The organism is Methylocella tundrae, from assembly GCF_038024855.1.
Lineage (GTDB): Bacteria > Pseudomonadota > Alphaproteobacteria > Rhizobiales > Beijerinckiaceae > Methylocapsa > Methylocapsa tundrae.
Map to the genome: position 1 here is coordinate 369408 of NZ_CP139089.1, position 21716 is coordinate 391123.

26 protein-coding genes and 1 pseudogene are annotated in these 21716 nt (G+C 62.9%); 15 read left to right on the forward strand and 12 right to left on the reverse strand.

Annotated features, from left to right (window positions below; all coding sequences use genetic code 11):
* Window positions 1-48 precede the first annotated feature (48 nt).
* Entirely contained in the window at window positions 49-294 is a 246-nt protein-coding gene (locus tag SIN04_RS04125; RefSeq protein ID WP_341264233.1) for a hypothetical protein, read from the reverse strand.
* Window positions 295-572: 278 nt separating this feature from the next.
* Here SIN04_RS04125 and SIN04_RS04130 point away from each other — a divergent pair, with 278 nt between their 5' ends.
* A complete protein-coding gene (locus tag SIN04_RS04130; RefSeq protein ID WP_134486389.1) occupies window positions 573-1061 on the forward strand; it encodes a ferritin-like domain-containing protein in 489 nt (162 codons plus the stop codon).
* 42 nt (window positions 1062-1103) lie between these two features.
* A complete protein-coding gene (locus SIN04_RS04135) occupies window positions 1104-1262 on the forward strand; it encodes a hypothetical protein (RefSeq protein ID WP_341264234.1) in 159 nt (52 codons plus the stop codon).
* 30 nt (window positions 1263-1292) lie between these two features.
* Here the strand turns inward: SIN04_RS04135 and SIN04_RS04140 are convergent, their stop codons facing one another.
* Entirely contained in the window at window positions 1293-2516 is a 1224-nt protein-coding gene (locus SIN04_RS04140) for a penicillin-binding protein activator (RefSeq protein WP_341264235.1), read from the reverse strand.
* Window positions 2517-2863: 347 nt separating this feature from the next.
* On the opposite strand from SIN04_RS04140, the gene rsmI reads away from it, so the two are divergent.
* The 6 genes from rsmI (at window position 2864) to nadC (ending at window position 8945) form a co-directional block, all read left to right on the forward strand.
* A complete protein-coding gene (gene rsmI, locus SIN04_RS04145) occupies window positions 2864-3853 on the forward strand; it encodes a 16S rRNA (cytidine(1402)-2'-O)-methyltransferase (RefSeq protein ID WP_341264236.1) in 990 nt (329 codons plus the stop codon).
* Window positions 3854-3878: 25 nt separating this feature from the next.
* Window positions 3879-4253, forward strand: a complete 375-nt coding sequence (locus SIN04_RS04150; RefSeq protein ID WP_134486391.1) for a YraN family protein — start codon at window positions 3879-3881, stop codon at window positions 4251-4253.
* An 85-nt stretch (window positions 4254-4338) separates the two neighbouring features.
* Window positions 4339-5322, forward strand: coding sequence for an NUDIX hydrolase (locus SIN04_RS04155; protein WP_166795840.1), 984 nt, complete (start codon window positions 4339-4341; stop codon window positions 5320-5322).
* A 59-nt stretch (window positions 5323-5381) separates the two neighbouring features.
* A complete protein-coding gene (gene nadA / locus SIN04_RS04160) occupies window positions 5382-6419 on the forward strand; it encodes a quinolinate synthase NadA (RefSeq protein WP_134486393.1) in 1038 nt (345 codons plus the stop codon).
* Between the two features lie 54 nt (window positions 6420-6473).
* The gene (locus SIN04_RS04165) at window positions 6474-7994 is read left to right on the forward strand and encodes an L-aspartate oxidase (protein ID WP_134492255.1); all 1521 of its coding nucleotides are present in this window, start codon (window positions 6474-6476) and stop codon (window positions 7992-7994) included.
* Between the two features lie 87 nt (window positions 7995-8081).
* Complete coding sequence (gene nadC, locus SIN04_RS04170) at window positions 8082-8945, forward strand: carboxylating nicotinate-nucleotide diphosphorylase (protein WP_134486395.1); 864 nt, start codon at window positions 8082-8084, stop codon at window positions 8943-8945.
* A gap of 10 nt (window positions 8946-8955) precedes the next feature.
* Here the strand turns inward: nadC and SIN04_RS04175 are convergent, their stop codons facing one another.
* The 5 genes from SIN04_RS04175 to SIN04_RS04195 all read right to left on the reverse strand — a co-directional run bounded on the left by SIN04_RS04175 (window position 8956) and on the right by SIN04_RS04195 (window position 11823).
* Window positions 8956-9210: a hypothetical protein gene (locus SIN04_RS04175; RefSeq protein WP_134486397.1), complete on the reverse strand. Its 255-nt coding sequence runs from the start codon at window positions 9208-9210 to the stop codon at window positions 8956-8958.
* Window positions 9211-9306: 96 nt separating this feature from the next.
* Window positions 9307-9789, reverse strand: a complete 483-nt coding sequence (locus tag SIN04_RS04180; RefSeq protein WP_134486399.1) for a DoxX family protein — start codon at window positions 9787-9789, stop codon at window positions 9307-9309.
* A gap of 15 nt (window positions 9790-9804) precedes the next feature.
* Window positions 9805-10563: a DNA-binding domain-containing protein gene (locus SIN04_RS04185; protein WP_244605662.1), complete on the reverse strand. Its 759-nt coding sequence runs from the start codon at window positions 10561-10563 to the stop codon at window positions 9805-9807.
* A gap of 19 nt (window positions 10564-10582) precedes the next feature.
* Window positions 10583-11458, reverse strand: coding sequence for a DUF692 domain-containing protein (locus SIN04_RS04190; RefSeq protein ID WP_134486403.1), 876 nt, complete (start codon window positions 11456-11458; stop codon window positions 10583-10585).
* Window positions 11459-11526: 68 nt separating this feature from the next.
* Window positions 11527-11823 (reverse strand): DUF2282 domain-containing protein, encoded by a 297-nt coding sequence (locus tag SIN04_RS04195; RefSeq protein WP_134486405.1) that lies wholly within the window; start codon window positions 11821-11823, stop codon window positions 11527-11529.
* Between the two features lie 173 nt (window positions 11824-11996).
* On the opposite strand from SIN04_RS04195, the gene SIN04_RS04200 reads away from it, so the two are divergent.
* Both SIN04_RS04200 and SIN04_RS04205 read left to right on the forward strand, forming a co-directional pair.
* On the forward strand, window positions 11997-12572 hold the full coding sequence (locus SIN04_RS04200) for a sigma-70 family RNA polymerase sigma factor (RefSeq protein WP_134486407.1): 576 nt from the start codon (window positions 11997-11999) through the stop codon (window positions 12570-12572).
* Window positions 12569-13204: an NrsF family protein gene (locus tag SIN04_RS04205; protein ID WP_134486409.1), complete on the forward strand. Its 636-nt coding sequence runs from the start codon at window positions 12569-12571 to the stop codon at window positions 13202-13204. The genes SIN04_RS04200 and SIN04_RS04205 overlap by 4 nt, the downstream gene beginning before the upstream one ends.
* A gap of 4 nt (window positions 13205-13208) precedes the next feature.
* On the opposite strand, the gene SIN04_RS04210 is transcribed toward SIN04_RS04205, so the two are convergent.
* On the reverse strand, window positions 13209-14963 hold the full coding sequence (locus tag SIN04_RS04210; protein WP_134486411.1) for an AMP-binding protein: 1755 nt from the start codon (window positions 14961-14963) through the stop codon (window positions 13209-13211).
* A 215-nt stretch (window positions 14964-15178) separates the two neighbouring features.
* On the opposite strand from SIN04_RS04210, the gene SIN04_RS04215 reads away from it, so the two are divergent.
* Both SIN04_RS04215 and SIN04_RS04220 read left to right on the forward strand, forming a co-directional pair.
* Entirely contained in the window at window positions 15179-15457 is a 279-nt protein-coding gene (locus tag SIN04_RS04215; protein ID WP_244605663.1) for a hypothetical protein, read from the forward strand.
* Window positions 15458-15615: 158 nt separating this feature from the next.
* Window positions 15616-17193, forward strand: a complete 1578-nt coding sequence (locus SIN04_RS04220) for a glucan biosynthesis protein (protein ID WP_134486413.1) — start codon at window positions 15616-15618, stop codon at window positions 17191-17193.
* Here the strand turns inward: SIN04_RS04220 and SIN04_RS04225 are convergent.
* A complete protein-coding gene (locus tag SIN04_RS04225) occupies window positions 17181-17351 on the reverse strand; it encodes a hypothetical protein (RefSeq protein WP_166795841.1) in 171 nt (56 codons plus the stop codon). The two genes, SIN04_RS04220 and SIN04_RS04225, sit on opposite strands and share 13 nt — an antisense overlap.
* On the opposite strand from SIN04_RS04225, the gene SIN04_RS04230 reads away from it, so the two are divergent.
* Both SIN04_RS04230 and SIN04_RS04235 read left to right on the forward strand, forming a co-directional pair.
* On the forward strand, window positions 17350-18330 hold the full coding sequence (locus tag SIN04_RS04230) for a magnesium transporter CorA family protein (RefSeq protein ID WP_134486415.1): 981 nt from the start codon (window positions 17350-17352) through the stop codon (window positions 18328-18330). The genes SIN04_RS04225 and SIN04_RS04230 overlap by 2 nt on opposite strands.
* Before the next feature lie 74 nt (window positions 18331-18404).
* A complete protein-coding gene (locus tag SIN04_RS04235) occupies window positions 18405-19034 on the forward strand; it encodes an RNA pseudouridine synthase (protein WP_341264451.1) in 630 nt (209 codons plus the stop codon).
* Between the two features lie 4 nt (window positions 19035-19038).
* Here the strand turns inward: SIN04_RS04235 and SIN04_RS04240 are convergent, their stop codons facing one another.
* The gene (locus SIN04_RS04240) at window positions 19039-20064 is read right to left on the reverse strand and encodes a tetratricopeptide repeat protein (RefSeq protein ID WP_244605664.1); all 1026 of its coding nucleotides are present in this window, start codon (window positions 20062-20064) and stop codon (window positions 19039-19041) included.
* Complete coding sequence (locus SIN04_RS04245; RefSeq protein WP_134486421.1) at window positions 20048-20680, reverse strand: thiamine phosphate synthase; 633 nt, start codon at window positions 20678-20680, stop codon at window positions 20048-20050. The genes SIN04_RS04240 and SIN04_RS04245 overlap by 17 nt, the downstream gene beginning before the upstream one ends.
* Window positions 20681-20927: 247 nt before the next feature.
* Here SIN04_RS04245 and secB point away from each other — a divergent pair, with 247 nt between their 5' ends.
* Window positions 20928-21425 carry a protein-export chaperone SecB gene (gene secB / locus SIN04_RS04250; RefSeq protein WP_134486423.1) on the forward strand — a complete coding sequence of 166 codons (498 nt, stop codon included), beginning with the start codon at window positions 20928-20930 and terminating at the stop codon, window positions 21423-21425.
* 151 nt (window positions 21426-21576) lie between these two features.
* Here the strand turns inward: secB and SIN04_RS20220 are convergent.
* A pseudogene (locus SIN04_RS20220) lies at window positions 21577-21685 on the reverse strand (cobaltochelatase CobT-related protein); the annotation flags it as partial.
* Between the last annotated feature and the right edge of the window lie 31 nt (window positions 21686-21716).

Consider the following 21716-nt stretch of genomic DNA (forward strand, 5'->3'; position numbering starts at 1 on the left):
CCTTAGCTATACTTGACGCTGAGAACGATGACGCTCGTTGCGGGCCATTCACATGAGCGCGCGCGTCGGCACTGTGCGCGGATCAGCCGGGTCCGGCGCATCCGGATCAATCACTGGCGGCAGTGGCGTATCGCCGGGATTTTCGACCGGCAGGGGCGGTGGGTCGGGGGCCGGGATATCAGGACCTGGGGGCGGTGGAAAATTGCCGGGCGAAATGTCTGGGGCCGGCGCTGGCTGCGGAGGAGCCGGAGGTTTGGGAATTTGCTGGGCTTCGAGATCCACGCGATGGGTCAAAAAACTCTCCTTTTAGCGAAGGGGGAAGAAGGATGTTCGACCGCGAACGCGCTCCGCGAAGGCGGGTTCCGGCGCTTGTTCGAGCGCGGGCGGGACCCGCAAGACCCGGCTGGATATCGGGCGGCGCGACACGACTTCCGGCGAGCGCGCGCTCGCGAGCCGTCGCCGAAGGGAAAAAAGTGCCGGCGCGGCGCCGTTGAAATGAACCTTATCCGCTCTCAAGACTTCCTTTGGCTCACAGCGCCTTCGCCGCGCCGATCGATATGGGAGAATGAAGCATGGCCGTAAAGTCGATGAACGATCTCTTTCTGCATACGCTCAAGGATATCTACTACGCTGAAAAGCAGATCTATAAATCGCTGCCGAAAATGGCCAAGGGAGCCGCCGCGCCGGAGCTGAAGAAAGCGTTTGAAAAGCACCGCGAGGAAACCGAGCAACAGATCGAACGAATCGAAAAGATTTTCGAGAGCTGCGGCGCTGCGGCGCGGTCGGTTCGGTGCGAAGCGATGGACGGAATTCTTGCCGAGGCCAAAGAGACGATGGAGGAAATCGACGATTCGAGCGTTTGCGACGCTGGCATTGTGGCGTCGGCGCAGACCGTCGAACATTACGAAATCGCGCGTTATGGCGCGCTTATCGCCTGGGCCAACCAGCTTGGCATGAAAGAGGCGAGCCGACTTTTGAGCGAGACGCTAGCCGAGGAAAAGAAAACGGACGAACTGCTGACGCAACTCGCGCGGCAATCCATCAATCAGGCGGCGGCGTAAGCGTATTCGCCGGATCGCCGGAACCATCAGAGGAGCTTTGCGATGGATCAGCATACCTACGCGAGGGACGCCGAGACTCCCATTGTGAGGAACAAGACGGAGGCGCGGCAGGGCACCAACAGGGCGCCAGTTCATTACGTCCTGTTCGCGGGTCTGGCGCTCGTCATCATCTCTTTCGCCCTGATGTTCCTCATGCATTAAGGCGCGGGGCGACCGTATTGGATCGCCGCCTCACGAAGCTCCCGCGAAGGAATGCGGCGCCGGGCTGATCGGCGTCGCGATTCCATCGTTGATCTCAAGCACCGACAGGCCGCGCTCATTGGCGCCGTCGGGAAGAAAGCGGAAGACGCCATCGGCGCCGTTGAAGCCTGAGCGGTTGGTCAGCACATTTTCCGAATAGCGTTGCGAGCCTTGTGTATGCGCGAGCGCTGCGGCGAGTGACACCGCGTCATAGCTGAGCGTTGCGATCCGTGTCGGATCGGAGCCATATTTGGCGTGGTAGCGCGCCGAAAATGCGTTGTAGCCGCCGTTTTCAGGGGCGGAGAACCAGGCGCCTTGCAGGGCGGGAAGTTTCAGAACCCGGGCGTCATTCCACAGTCCCGTTCCGAGAATCTGCACTTTTTTGGCGCTGAGGCCAGCCGTCGTCAGAGCCGTGGAGACGGCCGGCATGGCGTCGGCTTGTTCGGGAATGAAAAGCGCGTCGATCTGATCGCCGAGCGCGGCGATTTTCTGCGCGCCGGCCGCCAGCGTCTGTGGCTGATAATGCTCGATCGTCATGACGCGAATATTATCGCGTGCGGCCGCCTGCTGGAAGGCGGCTTCGGCGACGCGGCCGTAGTCATTCTCTGGGATCAGAGCAGCCATCGATTTTTTGCCCTTGGACGCGGCGAAATCGATGATCCGGTTGACATAGGATTCGACAAGGAAAGACAATAGATAGACGCCCTTGCCGCCGGTCGATGCGTCGGTCGAAAAGGCGATCACTGATTTGTCGGCCCCGTGCGCGAGGCGGCCGACTTCGCGCACGCTTGGGGCGAAGAGCGGGCCGATGATCAAATCGGCGCCTTCGGCCAACGCCTCTTGCGCCGCGATGCGCGCGCCATCCGGCGTCGAATGATCGTCCTTGACGATCAAGGTGAGATCATTGCTCCCCGCCTCGGTCAGAGCCATTTCGGCGGCGTTGCGCAAAGACGCGCCGACGACGCTGGGAGCGCCGGAAGCCTGCGTCAGCGGCAGCACCAGGGCGACCTTGACCGGACCCGAGCCGATATGCTCGGCGGGCGCTCCTGCGGCCGAGGGGTTGTTCTTTTGTCCACCCGCGATCGAATCGGCGGGCGGGCGCACGAATGGGCCATTGGAGGACCCGCAAGCCGTCAGCGACAAAGCAAATGATAGGGCGCAGAACGATTTCATCAGCGCCGCCGCCGGGCCGCCTGCACGGAAAAGAGCTCTCATCGATGCGGTCTCCGAACGCCGCGTCGGCGCTTTCCAGCCTGATCTTCAATAACAGTCGAGCCCTCGGCCAAGATCATGCGTCCAACACATCCCGTGCGCGGCCGTGCGGCGCTACGCGCATTTGAGCCAATCCACAAGGCTGCGACCGTGTTACCGTGAAACTTACCGGCAGTTTCAGTCACAAAATTGAAGCCCGGGCAATAGAAACCGTACATGCGCCGCTCTTTCTTGCAGAATCGCGCGGCGAGTTCTATAAATAGAACGAGCGGATGATTTATCGAACGGGCTGCGGGAGCGTTCAACCCGCGGGCCCGGAGACCGGCCGGGAAACCAGGGCGGAGCGGACCATGAGCACGAGTGAGCGGCGCCGGAACGGTCGCGATCTGGACGAAAGCCGAGGCGAGTCGAAAGGCACGGCCGGCGGTGAGAGCGACGGCGGCTCGTCGGCCGCCTTTACCGCTTTTGGCCTCCGGGCGGAGGCTGAGCCGATCCGCAAAGGCCTGCATGTCGTTGCGACGCCGATCGGCAATCTCGGCGACATCTCGTTCCGTGCGCTGGCGACGCTCGCCGCCGCGGATGCGGTCATCGCGGAAGATACCCGCGTGACGAAGACGCTGCTGGCGCATTACGGGATAGCGACGCCTCTTGTCGCCTATCATGAGCACAACGCCGCGGTGATGCGGCCGCATCTTCTGGCCCGTCTTGCGAGCGGCGCGGCGCTGGCGCTGGTGTCGGACGCCGGCACGCCGCTCGTCTCCGATCCCGGCTTCAAGCTCGTGTCGGACGCTTTGGCGCAAAATATCGAAGTGATCTCCGTGCCGGGCGCGTCGGCCGTTCTGGCCGCTTTGGTGGTGGCGGGATTGCCGACCGATCGCTTCTTTTTCGAAGGATTTTTGCCGCCGAAATCCGGCCCCCGCCGCCAGCGGATCGCCGAGCTTGCGAACATTCCCGGCACGCTCGTGTTTTTCGAGTCGCCGCGACGGGTTGCCGAGATGCTCGCCGATCTTGCGGCCGTGCTTGGCCCGCGCGATGCGGCGTTGGCGCGCGAACTCACCAAATATTATGAGACCGTCCGGCGCGCGCCCTTGCCGGAGCTCGCGGCGGCGCTCGCCGCCGAGGCGCCGCCAAAAGGCGAAATCGTCGTGCTGGTCGGGCCGCCGGGGGAGCAGGCGCTGACCGATAGCCAGGAAGAAATCGACGCCAAATTGACGAAGGCGCTGGAGACGCTTTCGGTCAAGGACGCCGCGGCGATCGTTTCGGCCGCGACAGGCCAGCCGCGCCGGAAAATTTACGCCAGAGCCATTGAACTGACGGGCTCGTCCGTCGTGAGAGAGTGATCCTTGACACGCGACAGGAAAATCCTTGCGCAGCGCGGATGATCGGCGCGCCGCGCTTTGGCAGGGGCTGACGGCCGAGCGCGTCGCCATCGCGGCCTTGCGGTTCAAATTCTACGCGATCCTCGCCTGCCGCTATCGCGTTCACGGCGGAGAGATCGACATTATTGCCAGGCGCGGCGACACCATCGCTTTTGTCGAAGTGAAGGTCAGACCGACCCTCGACGAAGCGCGGGCGGCGATTTCCGCCGAAAAACGCCGCCGCATTTCGCGCGCCGCGAGAGTCTGGCTGGCGTCCAACTCTTTCGCCGCCGCTTTGACCCTGCGCGGCGACGCTGTTTTCGTCGCGCCCTGGCGATGGCCGCGTCATGTCGTCTCGGCGATCGATCTCGACATAGGATGACCGAGGGTCGCCGATGGATGGCGCTCGTCCCCGACAAAGATTAGATATAAGCGCGTCATCGGGGCCTGTTCAGAGCGCATAAGTCATGGCATCGTTTCAGGAGCGAGATATCGTCGGGGCGCAGGCGCGCGCCAGTTCGTCCGCGATTCCCGTCGCGGAGGGGAAGGGCATCGCCGCCGATCTCATCGCCGTGCTCGTCGCGGTCACCTGCGGCGACCCGCGCGTTTTGACGATCCAGGATCAGCGGGCCCTGCCTTCGGGTCCTTTTCAGATCGCGCATCGCTCGCTTCAATCTGGCCTTCGCGCCTGGGTCGAACGCCAGACTCGCCTGCCGCTTGGCTATGTCGAGCAGCTTTACACTTTCGCGGACAAGGATCGCGCTGGCGCCGAGCAGCAGATCATCTCGATCAGCTACCTTGGCCTTACCCGTGAACAGCCCGCCTCTGGCGAATATGAAGCGAGCTGGGGCAGCTGGTATTCCTATTTTCCCTGGGAGGATCATCGCGTCGGAGCCCCCGCCATGATCGAAACGACGCTGGCGCCGCGCCTGCGCTCCTGGATCGACTCCGCGGAAGAGTCCGAACTGCGGCAGGAGCGGCTTCAGCGCGCGACGATCACCTTTGGCCTCGATGGCCGCGCCTGGAACGAGGAACTCGTCCTGCAGCGGTACGAGCTTCTCTTCGAGGCCGGGCTCATCGCCGAAGCGCGCCGCGGAAGCCCGATCACGCCGCCGGAGGGCGGGCGCTCGATGATCCTTGATCATCGTCGCATCCTTGCGACCGGGATCGCAAGGCTCCGCGCAAAGATCAAGTATCACCCCGTTGTCTTCGAGCTCATGCCCGAGACTTTTACGCTCTTGCAGTTGCAGCGCTGCGTTGAAGCTTTAGCTGGACGATTGCTGCACAAACAAAATTTTCGCCGCCTGATCGAACAGCAGGAACTCGTCGAAGAAACCGGGGAAACCAGCCAGGATACAGGGGGACGGCCCGCCAAACTCTTCTGCTTCCGTCGCGCCGTTTTCACGGAGCGCGCCATCGTCGGCACCAAGTTGCCGATCGCGAAGGCTTGACAAATCTTATACTCATCCCCAGCATATGGACCAATAATGCTCAGAGGGAGTATAAGTCCATGGCTCTGCCGTCGGAAGTTTTGCGTGTCGACAATCGCGGCGAGGAGCCTCAGCGCGCGCGCCGGGCCGTCGCGCCTCATGCGCGCGATCTCTACGCCAAGGTAAGCCACGCGATCCCGGCGATCGAATGGCCTATTTACGCAGCCGACATTGACGCCATCATGACGTTGAAGCGCACCCGCAACGCGGTGGTGCTCGCGCATAATTATCAGACGCCTGAGATCTTTCACTGCGTCTCGGACATCGTCGGCGACAGCCTCGCCCTCGCGCGTGAAGCCATGAATGTCGACGCCGATGTGATTGTTCTGGCCGGCGTCCATTTCATGGCGGAGACGGCGAAACTGCTCAATCCGGACAAGACGGTGCTGATCCCCGATCTGGGAGCCGGCTGCTCGTTGGCCGAGTCGATCACGCCTGAGGATGTGCGGCGGCTTCGCCGGACTTATCCCGGCGTCCCGGTGGTGACTTATGTCAACACGTCGGCGGCGGTGAAGGCGGAATCGGATATCTGCTGCACGTCGGGCAACGCCAAGGCTGTTGTCGAATCGCTCGGCGTCGATCGCGTCATCATGCTGCCGGACGAATTCCTTGCGCGCAATATCGCCGCGCAGACGAAGGTCAAGATCATCAACTGGTCAGGCCACTGCGAAGTGCATGAGCTGTTCACCGCCGCCGAGGTGCGCGAACTGCGTGAAGACTATCCGGGCGTCGTCGTTCTGGCGCACCCCGAATGTCCGCCGGAAGTCGTGGCGGAAGCCGATTTTTCCGGCTCGACAGCGGCGATGCAGGCCTATGTGGCGCAGCATCGTCCGGCGCGGCTGGTGCTGCTCACCGAATGTTCGATGAGCGACAATGTCGCCGTGCAATATCCCGAGCTCGAGTTCGTGCGCCCGTGCAATCTCTGTCCGCACATGAAGAAGATCACGCTCGGCAACATCAGACGCGCCCTTGAGACAATGCATCATGAGGTGCGCATCGATCCCGCGATCGCCGCCCGCGCGCGCGTCGCCGTCGAGCGCATGCTGGCCGTCAGTTAAGTCCGGCTGGCGTGATCGAACCAACACACCGAACACAGATTTAGGGTGACCGATATGGACGCCACGGGCGCTTGCATCATTGTCGGCGGCGGTCTCGCCGGATTGTCGACGGCCCTTGCCTTGGCGCCGATGCCAGCCATCGTCTTGAGCAAGGCGCCGCTGGGCCTTGAAGCGTCGAGCGTGCTCGCGCAGGGCGGCGTCGCGGCGAGTCTTGGACCGGATGATGACGTCGCTTTGCATCTTGCCGATACGCTCAAAGCCGGCGACGGGCTGTGCGATGCGGCTGTCGCGCATTCCATTCTCAGCGCCGCCCCCGCGGCGATCGAGGAACTGATCCGCTATGGCGCGCCGTTCGATCGTGACGCGGAAGGGCGTCTTGTGCTTGGCCTTGAAGCCGCGCATTCGCGCCGCCGCATCGTCCATGCCGGCGGCGACAGCAGCGGCCGCGAAATCATGCGCGCGCTGGTTGAGCGCGTCCGCAACACGCCAACGATTACGGTTATCGAGGGGATCTCGGCGCACCGTCTGATCGTCGAAGACAATGCCGTCACCGGCGTCGTCGCCGAGGCGGAGACCGGACCCGTTCTGTTCGCCTCCAATCACATCGTCATCGCAACAGGCGGCGTTGGCGGCCTCTACCAATATGGCACCAACCCGGCAGGTTCTTTCGGTCAAGGGCTGGCGCTGGCCGCGCGCGCAGGGGCCGTGATGGCCGACCTCGAATTTGTGCAGTTCCACCCAACGGCGCTCGACAGCGACTCTTTTCCGCTGAAGCTCATCAGCGAGACCGTACGGGGCGAAGGCGCCATCCTGATCGACGAAACCGGACGCCGCTTCATGGCCGGCAAACCCGGCGCCGAACTTGCGCCGCGCGACATCGTGGCGCGCGCTGTCTTTGCGCAACTGGCGGCGGGGCATCGTGTTTTTCTCGACGCGCGCGAGGCCGTCGGCGCCGGTTTCGCCCAGCGCTTTCCCGCGATCACGAGCTTTTGCCAGGCGGCGGGCGTCGACCCAGCGACGCAGCCGATCCCGATCCGTCCGGCGGCGCATTATCACATGGGCGGCGTCAAGGTGGATCTTATGGGACGAACTTCGGTCGAAGGGCTCTGGGCGTGCGGCGAGGCGGCCTGCACGGGCCTCCATGGTGCGAACCGGCTTGCCAGCAATTCGCTGCTCGAGGCGGTCGTTTGCGGCGGCTTCGTCGCAGAAAGCGTCGCCTCGACCAGCCCCGTCCGCCGGCGGAAAGTTCACTGCGATCTTCAGCCCATTGTCCCCGACGATCCGGCTCCGGTGCGCCAGATCATGACGCGCGCGGTTGGCGTTTTGCGCGACGGCGAGGGACTACGCGAGGCCGTTGGGACATTGTTTGCTTTGGCGCGGGATCACCGGGCGGCGAGCGACGCCGCCATCGTCGGATTGATGATCGCGGTCGCGGCGTTACGCCGAAATGAAAGCAGAGGCGCTCATGCGCGCACTGATTTTCCATGTCCCGCGGCTACGCCGCAAAGATCCACTTTGCAGCTTGAGGAAGCGATGCGCGCGGCGCAGGCGCTTGTTCCCGAACTGGTCGATTGAGCATTTCCAGGCGAGGCAAATGCCGTTTGGCGTAGCGCCTATCCGGTTCTTTGAAAAACGCCCGATCCAACGTGGTTGAGACTTGCGATGAGCCTTGCGTCAACTCTTGCGCCGCTGCCAAAGATTGCCATCGAACCACTCGTTCGCGCCGCACTTCTTGAAGATCTCGGCCGGGCCGGGGACATCACCTCCGACGCCATCGTCCCCGCGGGGCTGAATGCCCGGACCGTGTTGGTCGCGCGCCAGCCCGGCGTCATCGCCGGGCTCGACCTTGCGCGGCTTGCTTTCGAACTGATCGACGCGCGGATTTTTGTCCGCGTTGAGCGTCAGGATGGCGCGGCGGTGGGCGCGGGGGATCGCATCGCGGTCGTCACCGGACCAGCGCGGGGCATTCTCACAGCCGAGCGCACCGCTTTGAATTATCTTTGTCATCTAAGCGGCGTCGCCACCGCTACGGCGGCGGTGGTCGCGGCGGTGCGCGGTTACGGCGCCAAGATTGTCTGCACCCGAAAAACCACACCGGGCTTGCGGGCGCTCGAAAAATATGCGGTGCGCGCCGGCGGCGGCGGCAATCATCGCTTTGGCCTCGATGACGCCGTCCTGATCAAAGACAATCATGTCGCGATCGCCGGCGGCGTCAGGGAAGCGTTGCGGCGCGCGCGCGCAGGCGCCGGCCATCTCGTGAAGATAGAGCTTGAGGTCGATACGTTGGAGCAGCTCGTCGAGGCGCTTGAAGAAGGCGTCGACGCGGTGTTGCTCGACAACATGAGCCCCGAAACGCTGACAAAGGCCGTCGCGCTGGTCGATGGCCGCGCGCTGACGGAAGCGTCAGGCCGCATCACCCCGTCGACAGCGCCAACTGTCGCCGCCTCGGGCGTCGACCTGATTTCAATCGGCTGGCTGACGCACAGCGCGCCTATCCTCGATATCGGGCTCGATTTCGAGCCCTGAGCCGCCGCGCTTATTGATCGGACGAATAGCCCTTGTAATCAATCGGGCGCGCAAAATCGTCGAATGCGCCGGAGATTTCGCCTGGACGCTGCGCGACGAACGCGCTGCGGCCTTCTCGCAGCGGCGCTGTCGGCTCGACGCCGATCGCGGGCGCTGAATACTCCGACGGCGACGCGCTCATCGGGAAAGGCGTTTGCGCGTAAAGCGTGGTGGCGCCGAGGGCAAGCCCCGAAAAGAGGGTGAGTGTCAAGAGACTGCGCGTCATTCTTTTTCCTCCTGCCTGAAGCGTCGCTACAAGCCAGAATGCGCAAGCTGGCAAAAAGTTCCGCGTGGCTTGGACGGAGGGACGAAAAGCCCGGCTTTATCGCTTGTTTCCAGAAAAGCCGAAGCGCCGCGCGATCAGATGGTCGAGCGAAAGGGCGCCGGGACCCCGCGCGATGACCACGAGAAAGCAGGTCGCCCAGACGCCATGCGTCGGCCAGGCGTCGGGATAGACGAAGATTTCAATGACCGCGGTCATGCCGAGTAGAGCCAATGCGGCAAACCGGCTGGCGAGGCCAAGGACCAGCAGAACCGGAAAGAAATGTTCGGCGAAGGCGGCAATATGCGCCGCTATCGAAGGATCGATCAGCGGAAGCCGGTATTCGTCGCGAAAGAGATCAATCGCGCTGTCGCTCAGACGCCATCCGTCGACTTTCGTCTGGCCCGACATCCAAAAGACGGCGGCGGGAAAGATGCGCGCGCAAAGGGACACAAAAGATTGCGGAATGCGATCGAAACGGTCGATCGCGGCGCGGATCGGACGAACCGTGTTCGGCGCGCCATAGCTTTGCGAAATGTCCATCAGCTCGTTCCTTCGTTATGAAATGATTGTCCGAATGGCGAGGCCGGCGCTGACGAGCGAGGCGAGGTTAATCGCCAGATCGAAACTGCGACTATCTTGCCGCGCGACCGCCGCGGCCTCGCCCAGGGGCTCGCCGGATTTGAGGCTTTGAAGAAACGCCGCCGCCCCGGGCGGCAAGCGCCGCACCTCGACTTCGAAGGCGGGACGCAGGATGAGCGCATCTTCGCCGCGCCAATGCGCGACTGGCGCCAAGACCATTTCGCCCGCGTTCATCGCCCAGATCGTCACCACAGGAAAAGCGGAGCGGACGATCTCCAGGGAAGGGTGCAGCGCGAAACGCAGTTCGCCTATGGCCCCAGCGGAGACGCCCGCGAGGTCTGACGCCGCAAGCGGGCGGACGTCGGCTGCGTGATAGGCGCGCGTGCGCGCCGCCTCGATGCGCGTGACGTCGGCGAGATACGGGACCTTGGCGGCTGGTTCGAACGCCGCGAGGAAATCGGGAAATTCATCGCCATAGGTCATCATCAGGGGCGAATGTGGTGGATGCGCCCCTGCGAAGACGCGGGCGCTCGCCTTGAAGAACTCTTCGCCGACGATGCGCCGCGTCGCCGGAAAGCGCGTCTCGAGCGCGCTGATGAGGCCGACCATGACATTGTTGCGGTAGACCGCGAAGCGCTTGGCCGGCGCTGGCGCGACGTCTGAGACGATCCCGGCCGGAGGCGCCAGCGAGGGATCGCGCAACGCGGCGGCGAAAGCATTTTGCAACTGTTGCATGATGTTGCTCATCCTCTGATCAGGCGGCCGGCCGCGTTGCGATGTCGCGCGAGAACAGATCAAGCCGAGCCTGCGCCGCGAGCGCCTCTCCGAGCAGAACCTCGAAAGGCGGCACGTCATTGTCCCACTCAATCAAAGTTGGCAGCGGGCCGGCGCGTTCGATCGTCATATCAAACAACATGCGCACCTCATTCGCTACAGGCGATCCATGCGAGTCGATGAGAAGCGGTGCGGATGCGTCGTCAACAGTCTCAAAGAATCCAGCGAGGTGGATTTCGCGGACGAGATGCAAAGGGAAATCGTTGAGATAGGCGTTAGCGCCGGAGCCGTGATTGCGTGCGCTGACGAAGACGTTGTTGAGGTCGAGCAACAGCCCACAGCCGGTCGCGCGAGCGAGTTCGGCGAGAAATGTCGTCTCTAGGATCGTGCTTTCCGCGAAACGCACATAGGTCGCCGGATTTTCGATAAGAATCTGCCGTCCGAGCGCGCACTGCGTTTCATCCACGTGGGTGATGACGGCGGCGAGCGTGGCCTCCGTATAGGGCAGCGGCAGAAGATCGTTGAAGAAGGCGCCGCCGTGCGAGGACCATGCAAGATGCTCGGAGAAGCTCTCTGGCTGGTAGCGATCGCAAAGCAGTCTGAGGCGGCGAAGATGTTCGCGGTCGAGCGGTTCCGTCGATCCGATCGAGAGGCCGACGCCGTGCAGCGAAAGGGCGTAGTGGTCGCGCAGGAAACGCAGTTGCGCGTGTGGAACGCCGCCGTCGCCCATATAATTTTCCGCATGGACTTCAAAGAAGCCGATGGGCTGACGTTCCGCCGTGATTGCCGCGAAATGCTCAGGCTTGAAACCAACGCCGGTGGCGGCGGGAAGGCGTGAGGTCGAAAAAAAGGACATGGCAAACCCTTGCGGCGTCGATGAAAAGGGAGGCGCGAGGATGATCCCGCGCGCCTCGATGCGGATCTTCAGGACTTGGAGGGGGTCATGGATCCCATGCCATGCGGGGTCGTGATGGTGTCGCATGTGCCCTTGGCGACATATTTCCAATGGGCGCCGTCGTAATCGACCTTCGAGGTGCCGGCGCAGGTCGTGCCCGCGCCTGCGGCGCAATCGTTTTGACCCTTGAGGGCAACGCCGTAGCATTTGTCCTTGCCTGGCTGCGCGGGGGCGGGGCCGGCGGAGGCTTGCGAAGCGAGCAGGGTCAGAGCCGTCGCAAAAGCGCCGGCGAGGGAGGCGGAGGCCATCTTGTCCTTGGCGGTCATGAATGTTTCCTTTATCGAAAAGTAGGATAGGCGCAGGCTGCTTCAGCCCGGCATTGTCTATTACGGAGGCTGGACGGCCAGCGTTACGGCTGCTTTTGCGCTTTCCCGGTTGACAAAAAAGTGACCGTGAAGCCGCGCTACAGCGTAACGCAGGGGCCCTGGAAGCCGAATGTATGAACGATGGAGCGCGCGTGCGCGTTGAGGACCGCGAAAAGGAATGGGCCCGACTGATGCGCGCGAGCAACGCGGGCGACGCGGCGGCGTACCGGCGGCTGTTGCTTGAATTGACTCCGGCGTTGCGAGCCTTCGCGCGAAAGGGCGTAGTGCGCGCGGGGGCGGCGATAGCGGAGGCCGAGGATGTCGTGCAGGAGACGCTGCTCGCGGTGCACCTCAAACGGCAAACCTGGGATCAGGACGCGCCGCTCAGCCCCTGGCTTTTCGCCATCGCGCGCCACAAGCTGATCGACGCCCTACGCCGGCGCGGCCGCCGGATCGAGCTTTCGATCGACGATTTCGCGGAGGTCCTGCCGGGCGTCCGTGATGATTCTGAGTCTATCGTCTCGGACGTCAGCCGCCACCTCGACGGCCTGCCGCCCGGACAACGCAATGTCGTGCGCTGCATCGCGGTCGAAGGCGCCTCGATCGATGAAGCCGCCACCCGTCTGTCGATGAGCAACGGCGCCGTTCGCGTCGCCCTGCATCGCGGACTGGCGGCGCTGGCTGCGAAGTTTCGAAGAGTTGAGTCATGAAGACGAGCGAACTCATCAACGCGCTTTCCGAAGATCAGGTCACGCCGCCGGCGCCTCGCCGCGCGTTGACGCTTGCTTTGATCCCCGCCGTCGTGATCGCCGTGTGCCTGTTTCTCGCGGTTCTGGGGCCAAGGCCTCATTTTCTGGCGCTGCTCGCCGAGCCGCGATTTTTGTTCAAGCTGATCGTCTGCGACTTGCTGGTCGCCTTCTCCGGCCTGCTGGTCTTGCGCCTGTTCCGGCCGGGCGCCGCCGTCCACGGCGCTTTGATGCTGGCCGTTGTCGCGCCGGCGTTGCTTGCGATCGGCGTCGGCGTCGAACTGGCCGTCGTTCCGGCCGCGCAATGGGGTCAAAGGCTGGTCGGCTCCAATTCGATGGTTTGCCTGAAAAGCATTCCCTTTCTTGGCTTTGCGCCGCTCATTGCGACATTGTTCGCGCTGCGCAATGGGGCGCCGGAGCGTCCGGCTCTCGCCGGCGCCGGAGCGGGGCTTTTCGCCGGCGCGATCGGCGCCGCCCTCTACGCGACGCATTGCCCGGACGATTCGCCTCTTTTCGTAGCGGTCTGGTATCCATTGGCGATCGCGCTGCTGACAGGCCTCGGCGCCGCGCTGGGCGCGCGCCTGCTGCGCTGGTAGCGGGCTATGCTTTCGGGGGATCGGCCTCTAGGAGCGCCTCCATCCGCAGATTTCTGCGCAGGATCTTGCCGACATTCGATTTCGGCAGATCATCGCGGAAGGCGACAATTTTCGGAGTCTTATAGGCGGCGAGCTGCGTCTTGCAGAAGGCGCGGACGGTTTCCGCGTCAAGCGATTCGTCGCTGCGGACGATAAACGCCTTGACGGCTTCGCCGGAGCATTCGTCGGCGACGCCGATCACCGCGCATTCCCTGACGCCCGGAAGCTGCGACAACACCGCCTCGACCTCGTTCGGGTAGACATTGAAGCCCGACACGAGAATCATGTCTTTGCGCCGGTCGACGATGGTGAAATAGCCCTCGCTGTCCATGGTGGCGATGTCGCCGGTGTAGAGCCAGCCATCGCGCAGGGCGATCTTCGTCTCCTCGGGCTGGTTCCAGTAGCCGGCCATGACCTGCGGTCCGCGCGCGATCAATTCGCCATGTTCGCCCGGATGCGCCTCTCGGCCGGCGTCATCGACGCATTGGATCTCCGTCCACGGCAGAGGCACGCCGATGGAGCCCGGCTTGACGCGATAAGGCGGATTGAACGTCAGCACGGGCGAGGCTTCGCTGAGGCCGTAGCCTTCGATCAGGGGCGATTTCGTAATCGCCTCCCATCGGCGCGCGACGCTTTCGTGCAGCGCCATGCCGCCAGCGGCCGACAGCTTCAGGGCAGGCGGCGGATTGTCGGTAAACCAGGATTCATTGAGAAGCCCGTTAAAGAGCGTGTTGACGCCTGTGATGAAGGAGATCGGCTGTTTGGCGAAGGCGCGCCGCATGTTGATCAGCGGGCGCGGATTGGGGATCAGCACATTATGCGCGCCGCGGAAGAAAAAGCCGAGCATGTTCACGGTGAAGGCGAAGGAATGATAGAGCGGAAGGGCCGTCAGGACATGATCGGATTCCGCGATCGCACCGCCGACGAACACCAGGAACTGCGCCACATTGACGATGAGATTGCGGTGCGTCAGCATCGCCGCCTTGCTGACGCCCGTCGTGCCGCCGGTATATTGCAGACAGGCGGGGGAGGAGGGCTCAAGGCCGGCGGCATAGGCCGCGAGGTCGGCCCCCGATGCGACCTTGTGAGCGCCCATCGCAAGGGCCTTCGCGATGGGGACGGAGGCGAAGCGCGGCTCTGGAACTTCCCTGCGCAAATGTTTCTGGACAAAACCGATGATCAGCCGCGCATGCGGTGGAAAAAGGCTCGCCGCCTCGCTGAGAATGACATGAGGAACAGGCGCTTGCTCCAACGCCGTCGCCAGCTTTTCCGCGAACATGTCGATCACGACGATCACAGAAGGTTTGGCGTCCTTGAAGACATGGATCATCTCGGCGGCGGTATAGAGCGGATTGATGTTGACGAGAACGCAGCCGGCCTTGAACACGCCGAAGGCGACAATCGGGTAGGCAAGTCCGTTCGGCGTCTGAATGGCGACGCGCGATCCCGCCGCAAGGCCGAGGCAGTCGCGCAGATATGCGGCGAAGGCGCCGGACAGGCGATCGACCTCCGCAAAGCTCAAGGAGCCGGACATGCCGTTTGGCATGATGGTGGTAAAAGCGCTGCGCCCGCCCCAGCGCGCCGAAAGATCCGGCGCGGCTTCGCCAAGCAACCGATAGCGCGGCTGCTCGATCCCGGCCGGAACGCCGGCGGGGTAAACCTTAAGCCAGGGCAGGTCAGCGGCGCTCGCCGGCGGCGCATCGAGCTCCTCTCGCCTCATCAGGCTCCACCCCTTTTTAGAACGTCGTCGGCCCGTTTTCGTGCCGGCAGTCTGCCTCGATGACGCTTTCGCGACGACGGCGCACCGGCTCGACCGCTTGCTCCTGGCGCGACTATGATATAGTGGCGAGACGAATTTGCCTATCTTTTCGCGTATGCTTGGCGTTTCCGAGCGTTCGACGCGAGGGCGCGGCGCGGCACTGGAGAAGATGCGACTTGGCTCAAAACCCGGCTCAACCCAAAGATTTGGCCAAAGGCGCCGCAGCGCAGAAGCCGATCAACTGGCTTCATCTTTCGACGCTCATCGCAGTCGCCGTTCTCGTCGGAACCGAAATGGTCGGCGCATCATGGGCCGCCGGATGGGCGATCGGCGGCCTGTTGCAGCTCGATCCCACGGTCAGCCGCGTCATTGAGGTCGGCTTTACGCTCTGCGGTTTCGTTTTGCTGTATTATTTCATGCGTATCGCAATTAAGCACGAGCCCTACCGCGGCTGAGCCGCCGGGCCCGACGCCGCTGTTCCACAAAAACCCCCGAGCCGTGAAATCCCCGGGACTTCAGCGTGATGGATACGCGTCACGACCATGCGCCGAAAGAGATGCTTTCCGAGCGCGGAAGGCTCCCACCCGCAAAGCAGCCAAGTTAAGGAGACGACATGACCAAAGCCTTTGACCGGAGAGCGGTGTTGAAGGCCGCCGCGGCCATGGGCTTTGGCGCCGCCGGAATCAGCGAGGCTGTGGCGCTGGAGGGCCTGAAACTTGGACCCGCGCGGCCGTTTTCTTTCGATCATCTGAAGGCGACGGCCAAGCGCATGGCGGGCGAGGCCTATGTCGGGCCGCCGCACCCGGCGCCGGACATTGTCGGCAAGATCAATTACGAAGCCTGGGGCAAGATCTCCTTCGACATGGATCACGCCCTCTATGCCGAGGGCGGAGGGCGCTTTCCGGTCAGCTTCTTTCACCTTGGAATGTTCTTTCAAAAAGCGGTCGAGATGAATGTCGTCGAGGGCGCGAGCGCCCGCGAGATCATCTACGACCAAAGCTATTTCACCATGCCAGCCGATTCGATTGCGAAAAAGCTGCCACAAGGGGCGGGCTTCGCCGGCTTGCGCATTCAGGAGCCGAAGGGCGGCGCGCTCGACTGGCGCAAGAATGACTGGGTGGCCTTTCTCGGCGCCGCCTATTTCCGTGCGATCGGGGCGATGCGGCAATATGGGCTTTCCGCGCGGGCCGTCGCGCTCGACGTCGCGGTCGCGGGCAAGCCGGAAGAGTTTCCCGACTTTACGAAATTCTACATCGACGGCGCCCATGCGACGGATTCGCTGACGGTCTACGCCTTGCTCGATGGGCCGTCGATCACCGGCGCCTGCCGCTTCGTGATGACGCGCGGCAAAGGCGTCATCATGGACATCGAACAGGCGCTGTTTTTGCGCGCCGACGTCGCAAGGTTCGGCATAGCGCCAGTGACCTCCATGTATTGGTTCTCGGAGACCAAAAAGGAAACCGGGGTGGATTGGCGCCCGGAAGTTCACGATTCCGACGGCCTCGCCATCTGGACGGGAACGGGCGAAAGAATATGGCGCCCTCTCAACAATCCGCCGCGCATCATCGTATCCTCCTTCAGCGACCAGAATCCGCGCGGCTTCGGCCTGCTTCAGCGCGACCGCAATTTCGACCATTATCAGGATGGCGTTTACTATGACCGCCGGCCGAGCCTTTGGGTCGAGCCCCTGGGGCAGTGGGGCAAAGGCGCCGTCGAGCTCGTCGAAATTCCAACCGACGATGAAATCCACGACAATATCGTCGCCATGTGGACGCCGGAAAAGCCGGCGACCGCGGGCGAGGAGCTGGCGCTGTCCTATCGCCTTTACTGGGAGGCGGACGAGCCGTTTCCGACCAATCTCGCGCGCTGCGTGGCGACGCGTCTCGGCAACGGCGGCCAGCCCGGCCAGCCGCGCCCCAAAGGCGTGCGCAAATTCATGGTCGAATTTTCAGGGCCGCCGCTTGCCGATCTTCCTTTCGGCGTGAAGCCGGAGCCCGTGCTCTGGGCTTCGCGCGGAACCTTTTCCTATGTTTTCACCGAGGCCGTGCCGGACGACACGCCGGGTCATTGGCGCGCCCAATTCGATTTCACGGGCGGCTCCGGAACTGAGCCGGTGGAGATGCGCCTTTTCCTCCGGTCGGGGGAAAAAATCTTGAGCGAAACCTGGATGTTCCAATATCATCCGTTCTGATGCACGCGGTGGTGGAAGGGGTCCGGCGTCTTGCGGTTGGTGACCGTCGCATCGCCGTCATCCTGCTTGCATAAGCGGGCGTGCGGCGCATTCTGCTTTGCCTCAAGATGCGCATGTTGAACAGAATGCGACGCTCCCCTTTCACTGCGAGATCCCATGCTGAGTTTCCACTCGACGACCGCCAAGGGAGAGATCAAGGTCGGTCTTGACGCGGCGGCGCTTCCAATCGAGGTGAACTGGATCGACGCCTTCCGGCCGGACGAGAAGGAAGTCGCATTCCTCGAGCGTATTTTGAACATCAAAGTGCCGACGATCGAGCAGCTGCAGGAAATCGAGACGTCGAGCCGTCTCTATCGCGATAAAGACCATTTGTTCATGAGCATGCCCGCGATCGTGCGATTGGCGAACGGCGCCGCGCAGACCTCGCCGCTCGGTTTCGTGCTGGCGAAAGACTATGTGCTGACCATCCGCTACAAGCAGATCAAGGCCTGCGAGGATCTGCATTACGCCGATACGGTCGAGAACGGGCGCGCCGCGGACGGCCCTGGCGGCTTCATCACTCTGTTTGAAGCGGTCATCGACCGGAGCGCCGACGAATTGGAAATGATCAATGCGGATCTCGACTCCTTGTCCCAGATGATATTCGGCGCGAATGGTCTGCAACGCGGCCCAAGTCAGGACAATAAGGATTTGCGCAAGGTTTTGACCCAGATCGGACGCAATGGCGATCTGACCTCGAAAATCAGCGACGTGCTGCTCGGCATGTCGCGCATGCTGCCCTTTGTCACCAGTGAAGCCGCTTCCTATCTGACCGACGATCAGCGCGCCAAAATCAAGAGTCTTGGCCGCGACATCAGCTCCCTCAATGAATATGAGACGCGGCAAACCGAAAAGATTCATTTTCTGTTGGATGCGACGCTTGGACTGACCAACATCGAGCAGAACAACATCTTCCGGCTTTTGACCGTGGTTTCCGTCGTCGGCATTCCACCGACCCTCGTCGCCAGCATGTATGGAATGAACTTCAAGAACATGCCGGAGCTGGAATGGACCTATGGCTACGCATGGGGCCTCGCCCTCATCTTCTTGAGCGCCCTCGTTCCATTCCTCTGGTTCAAATGGCGCGGCTGGTGGTGAGTCTCGCCGGGACGCAAGAAGCCACTCTTTCGGAAGCCGAACTGAGCGCGCGGCTGCTCTATCGCGACGCTCTGATGCTGGTGCTCGACAAGCCGGCCGGCATCGCCGTTCACAAGGGCCCGAAGGGCGGCGAAAATCTCGAAGCCTCATTCCATCATCTGCGCTTTGGCCTGCCGCGCAATCCGGCCCTCGCGCACCGGCTCGATCGCGACACCTCCGGCTGCCTGGTCCTCGGGCGGCATCACAAGGCGCTGGAAAAGCTTGGTCTTTTGTTCAAGCAAGGCAAGATCGACAAAACCTATTGGGCAATCGTCGAGGGGCGCCCCGAAGAGGATCAAGGCTTGATCGACCTGCCGCTCGGCCGCCTGGACGAAAGCCGCGGCTGGTGGATGAAAGTCGATCCCAAGGGTCAAACAGCACAGACAGAATGGCACATACTCTCGGAGGGAAGCGGCCTTACGCTGCTGGCGCTGACGCCTTTGACCGGCCGCACGCATCAATTGCGCGTGCATTGCGCAGCCAAGGGCTGGCCCATCCTCGGCGACCCTATCTACGGCAACCGCGGTCCGACGCAACTGCAACTGCACGCGCGAACCATTGAAATCCCGCTCTACAAGAACAAGGAGCCGGTCCGGGTCGAGGCGCGGATCCCCGGTCACATGCGGGCCGCGCTGGAAGCCGGCGGCCTCAGCTTCGAGGATTAAGACCTCACCGCCCGATATATTGACGGACGGCGGCCTGCACGGCCTCTTTTTCTTTCGGAGTGAGCTTGGCGAGTTCGCCGTCGAGCCATTTGTCCTTGACGCCCGCCGCGCGCGCTAAAATATGCCACTTCATCGCCTCGACCATGTCTTTGGGCAGGCCTCGGCCCGCCGCAAGGACGCGGGCGGCGCGATTTTGGGCGACGGGATTGTCGCGCGCCGCCGCCTTCAGAAACAGCTTCGCGGCCGCGGTCTCGTCCTTCGGCACGCCGACGCCGTTGAACAGCATGATGGCGTATTCGATCTCGGCGGGAACATTATTATCCTTGGCCGAGCGGGCGATCCATTCGGCGGCGCGCTCGTCGCTTTTTTCGACGCCTGTTCCATTGCGGTAGAGCAGGCCCAAAGCATAGGCGGCGTCGGAATCGCCAAGATCGGCCGCCTGTTCAAAAAGCTTCGCGGCCTTTGTAAAATCCGGCGCGACGCCGCCCTTGTTCTCTATCGCCATGACGCCGAGATTGTAGAGCGCGCCCGGATGATCTTGCGCGGCGGCCTTTTCAAACAGCTTCTGGGCTTCGTCGCGATCCTTTGCCGTCCCGTCGCCGACGAGGTTCGCGAGCGCGAGGCGAAAGGTCGCCTGCCGGTCGCCGCGATCACTGGCGAGCTTGTACCAGCGCACCGCCTCCTTCGCGTCCCGGCGCACGCCAAGACCCTGGGCATAAAGTTCGCCGACCAGCGTCATTGCGGCCGCGTCGTCAGGGTTGGCCGCGATCCGCTTCATCGCTTCGGCCAAAGCGGTCACGTAATAGCCGCGCTGATAGGCGCCGAAGGCAAGATCCGGCGTGTTCTCGTCGGCTTTCGGAGGGGAAGAGGGCTGCGGTGCCGCTTCTTTGTTCTGCTCTGTCGTCTCGTCTTGGGCCTGCTGCGTCCGTCCCCCGGCGCGACTCGCATCCGAACAATAGGCTGCTTGCGCGAGGCCGGCGCAAAGCACGAGGATCAACCGGCTGAGAGCCGGATTATTGCGCTTTTTCACGCGTCTTCGCCAAGGTAGCAGCGACATCCGCCAGCGCGGCGGCGGGGCCGCGCGGATCTTCGAACACCGCCTCGCCAAGAGCGATGAAGTCGGCGCCGGCCTCGGCGAGTTCGCCAACGTCGGTCAGAGCATGCGCGTAAGCGACACAGGGAATGTTGAAAATTTCCGCCCACCAGCGGACCCGCTCGAGGATGGCTTCGTGCGGCTCTGCGTCATCTGGACCGCCGAACATCAGATAATCGACGCCGGCCTCTCCCGCCGACATCGCGTCGTCGCGGCTCATCAGGCGCCCCGCGCCGACGATGCGGTCCGGCTGCAGCGCCGCGAGGGCCGCCGCCAGCGGCTCGCCAACGCTCTCGACGTGACAGCCGTCGGCGCCGGAGCGGATCGCGAGTTGCGCATCGTTTTCGACGAGCAGGGCTGCGTCTCGATCCTGCGCCAGCGGAGCGAGGGCCCGCACGATTTTCTTGTTTTCGCCAAGGTCGCGCCCTTCCGTGCGCAGCAGCACGCAAGCGACGTCGCAGGCTTTGAGCGCCGCGTCCAACGTCGCGGCGAAAGCGGCCGCGTCGGAGATCTTCGGCGTAATCAGGAAAAGACGGGGCGAATCGGACGACATAGCGGAAAGGAACTCGCTCGCAATTGCTTATCTGTCCCCTCATTAGAGCATTTTGATCGAAAGTGGATACCAGATCGCGTAAAGAAATTGCGACCAAACTCGACGCCGGACATATGAGCCTGTTTTCGGACGGCTTTGACGCAGGGCGCGTCAATTGGCGAGGGGCGCCGCCGCAACGCGCCGGCGCTTCGAAGCGCTTGTTCCCGTTTGGCTTCCGTGCTACCCGCAGCCGCGGGAGAAAAATGCAATGGCTAATGGAAACGGTAACGGCAGCGGGGCGACGTTCGACGAGAACACGGCCCCGGCGATCAATGCTTTGGTGCAGTATATAAAGGATTTTTCGTTTGAAAATCCGAATGCGCCGCGTTCGCTCGGACCTCAGGACAAGCCCCCGAATATTCAGATTCAGGTCAACGTCAACGCCCGCCAGGTCGCCGAGACCGAGTTCGAGGTCAATATTCTGCTCGAAGGCTCCGCCAAGGCCGAGTCAGACGTCCTGTTCAAATTCGAGCTCGATTACGCGGGTCTGTTTCGCCTCGTCAATATTCCCCAGAGCGACATGCATCCGGTCGTCATGATCGAATGCCCGCGCCTGCTGTTTCCATTTGCGCGCCATATCATCGCCGAGGCCGTGCGCGGCGGCGGTTTTCCGCCCCTTTACATTGATCCGATCGATTTCGCGGCTCTCTATCGCCAACGCCTGAGCCAGGTCGCCGCCAATGCCGAGGCGCCGACGATCGCCTGAGCGGATCGAGCGAAGCGAGACAGGTTCTGCGACGAAGATGTCCCGCCTTCCCGCCTGGTTGGGCAGCCGGCGGGGGCTTCCGATCCAACGTCAATGCAGATGAGGTTCGCGCCGGAGCTTTGCGGACAGCGCCCTTCGGCTTGGCGCCGCCGCTGAATAATTCCGCGAGGTTTTCCGTCATGGCGCGCCTCCGAGCTCCTCCGCGTCGACAATGGTGACGGCGCGCCGGAAATAGCGCGTCGATCATGGCCGATGGCGATAAGTTGTCGCCGGCGGGTCAGGATAAAAGAA

Bases quoted from the DNA above. Each gene is read 5' to 3' on its own strand.
- SIN04_RS04230 (WP_134486415.1), top strand. From the start codon at position 17,350: ATGCTGAGTTTCCACTCGACGACCGCCAAGGGAGAGATCAAGGTCGGT.
- SIN04_RS04130 (WP_134486389.1), top strand. From the start codon at position 573: ATGGCCGTAAAGTCGATGAACGATCTCTTTCTGCATACGCTCAAGGAT.
- SIN04_RS04235 (WP_341264451.1), top strand. From the start codon at position 18,405: ATGCTGGTGCTCGACAAGCCGGCCGGCATCGCCGTTCACAAGGGCCCG.
- SIN04_RS04210 (WP_134486411.1), bottom strand. From the start codon at position 14,963: ATGAGGCGAGAGGAGCTCGATGCGCCGCCGGCGAGCGCCGCTGACCTG.
- SIN04_RS04175 (WP_134486397.1), bottom strand. From the start codon at position 9,210: ATGACGCGCAGTCTCTTGACACTCACCCTCTTTTCGGGGCTTGCCCTC.
- SIN04_RS04205 (WP_134486409.1), top strand. From the start codon at position 12,569: ATGAAGACGAGCGAACTCATCAACGCGCTTTCCGAAGATCAGGTCACG.
- nadC (WP_134486395.1), top strand. From the start codon at position 8,082: ATGAGCCTTGCGTCAACTCTTGCGCCGCTGCCAAAGATTGCCATCGAA.
- SIN04_RS04135 (WP_341264234.1), top strand. From the start codon at position 1,104: ATGGATCAGCATACCTACGCGAGGGACGCCGAGACTCCCATTGTGAGG.
- SIN04_RS04155 (WP_166795840.1), top strand. From the start codon at position 4,339: ATGGCATCGTTTCAGGAGCGAGATATCGTCGGGGCGCAGGCGCGCGCC.
- SIN04_RS04200 (WP_134486407.1), top strand. From the start codon at position 11,997: ATGAACGATGGAGCGCGCGTGCGCGTTGAGGACCGCGAAAAGGAATGG.
- nadA (WP_134486393.1), top strand. From the start codon at position 5,382: ATGGCTCTGCCGTCGGAAGTTTTGCGTGTCGACAATCGCGGCGAGGAG.
- SIN04_RS04185 (WP_244605662.1), bottom strand. From the start codon at position 10,563: ATGCAACAGTTGCAAAATGCTTTCGCCGCCGCGTTGCGCGATCCCTCG.
- SIN04_RS04220 (WP_134486413.1), top strand. From the start codon at position 15,616: ATGACCAAAGCCTTTGACCGGAGAGCGGTGTTGAAGGCCGCCGCGGCC.
- SIN04_RS04140 (WP_341264235.1), bottom strand. From the start codon at position 2,516: ATGAGAGCTCTTTTCCGTGCAGGCGGCCCGGCGGCGGCGCTGATGAAA.
- rsmI (WP_341264236.1), top strand. From the start codon at position 2,864: ATGAGCACGAGTGAGCGGCGCCGGAACGGTCGCGATCTGGACGAAAGC.
- SIN04_RS04225 (WP_166795841.1), bottom strand. From the start codon at position 17,351: ATGGGATCTCGCAGTGAAAGGGGAGCGTCGCATTCTGTTCAACATGCG.
- SIN04_RS04190 (WP_134486403.1), bottom strand. From the start codon at position 11,458: ATGTCCTTTTTTTCGACCTCACGCCTTCCCGCCGCCACCGGCGTTGGT.
- SIN04_RS04195 (WP_134486405.1), bottom strand. From the start codon at position 11,823: ATGACCGCCAAGGACAAGATGGCCTCCGCCTCCCTCGCCGGCGCTTTT.
- SIN04_RS04180 (WP_134486399.1), bottom strand. From the start codon at position 9,789: ATGGACATTTCGCAAAGCTATGGCGCGCCGAACACGGTTCGTCCGATC.
- SIN04_RS04165 (WP_134492255.1), top strand. From the start codon at position 6,474: ATGGACGCCACGGGCGCTTGCATCATTGTCGGCGGCGGTCTCGCCGGA.
- secB (WP_134486423.1), top strand. From the start codon at position 20,928: ATGGCTAATGGAAACGGTAACGGCAGCGGGGCGACGTTCGACGAGAAC.
- SIN04_RS04245 (WP_134486421.1), bottom strand. From the start codon at position 20,680: ATGTCGTCCGATTCGCCCCGTCTTTTCCTGATTACGCCGAAGATCTCC.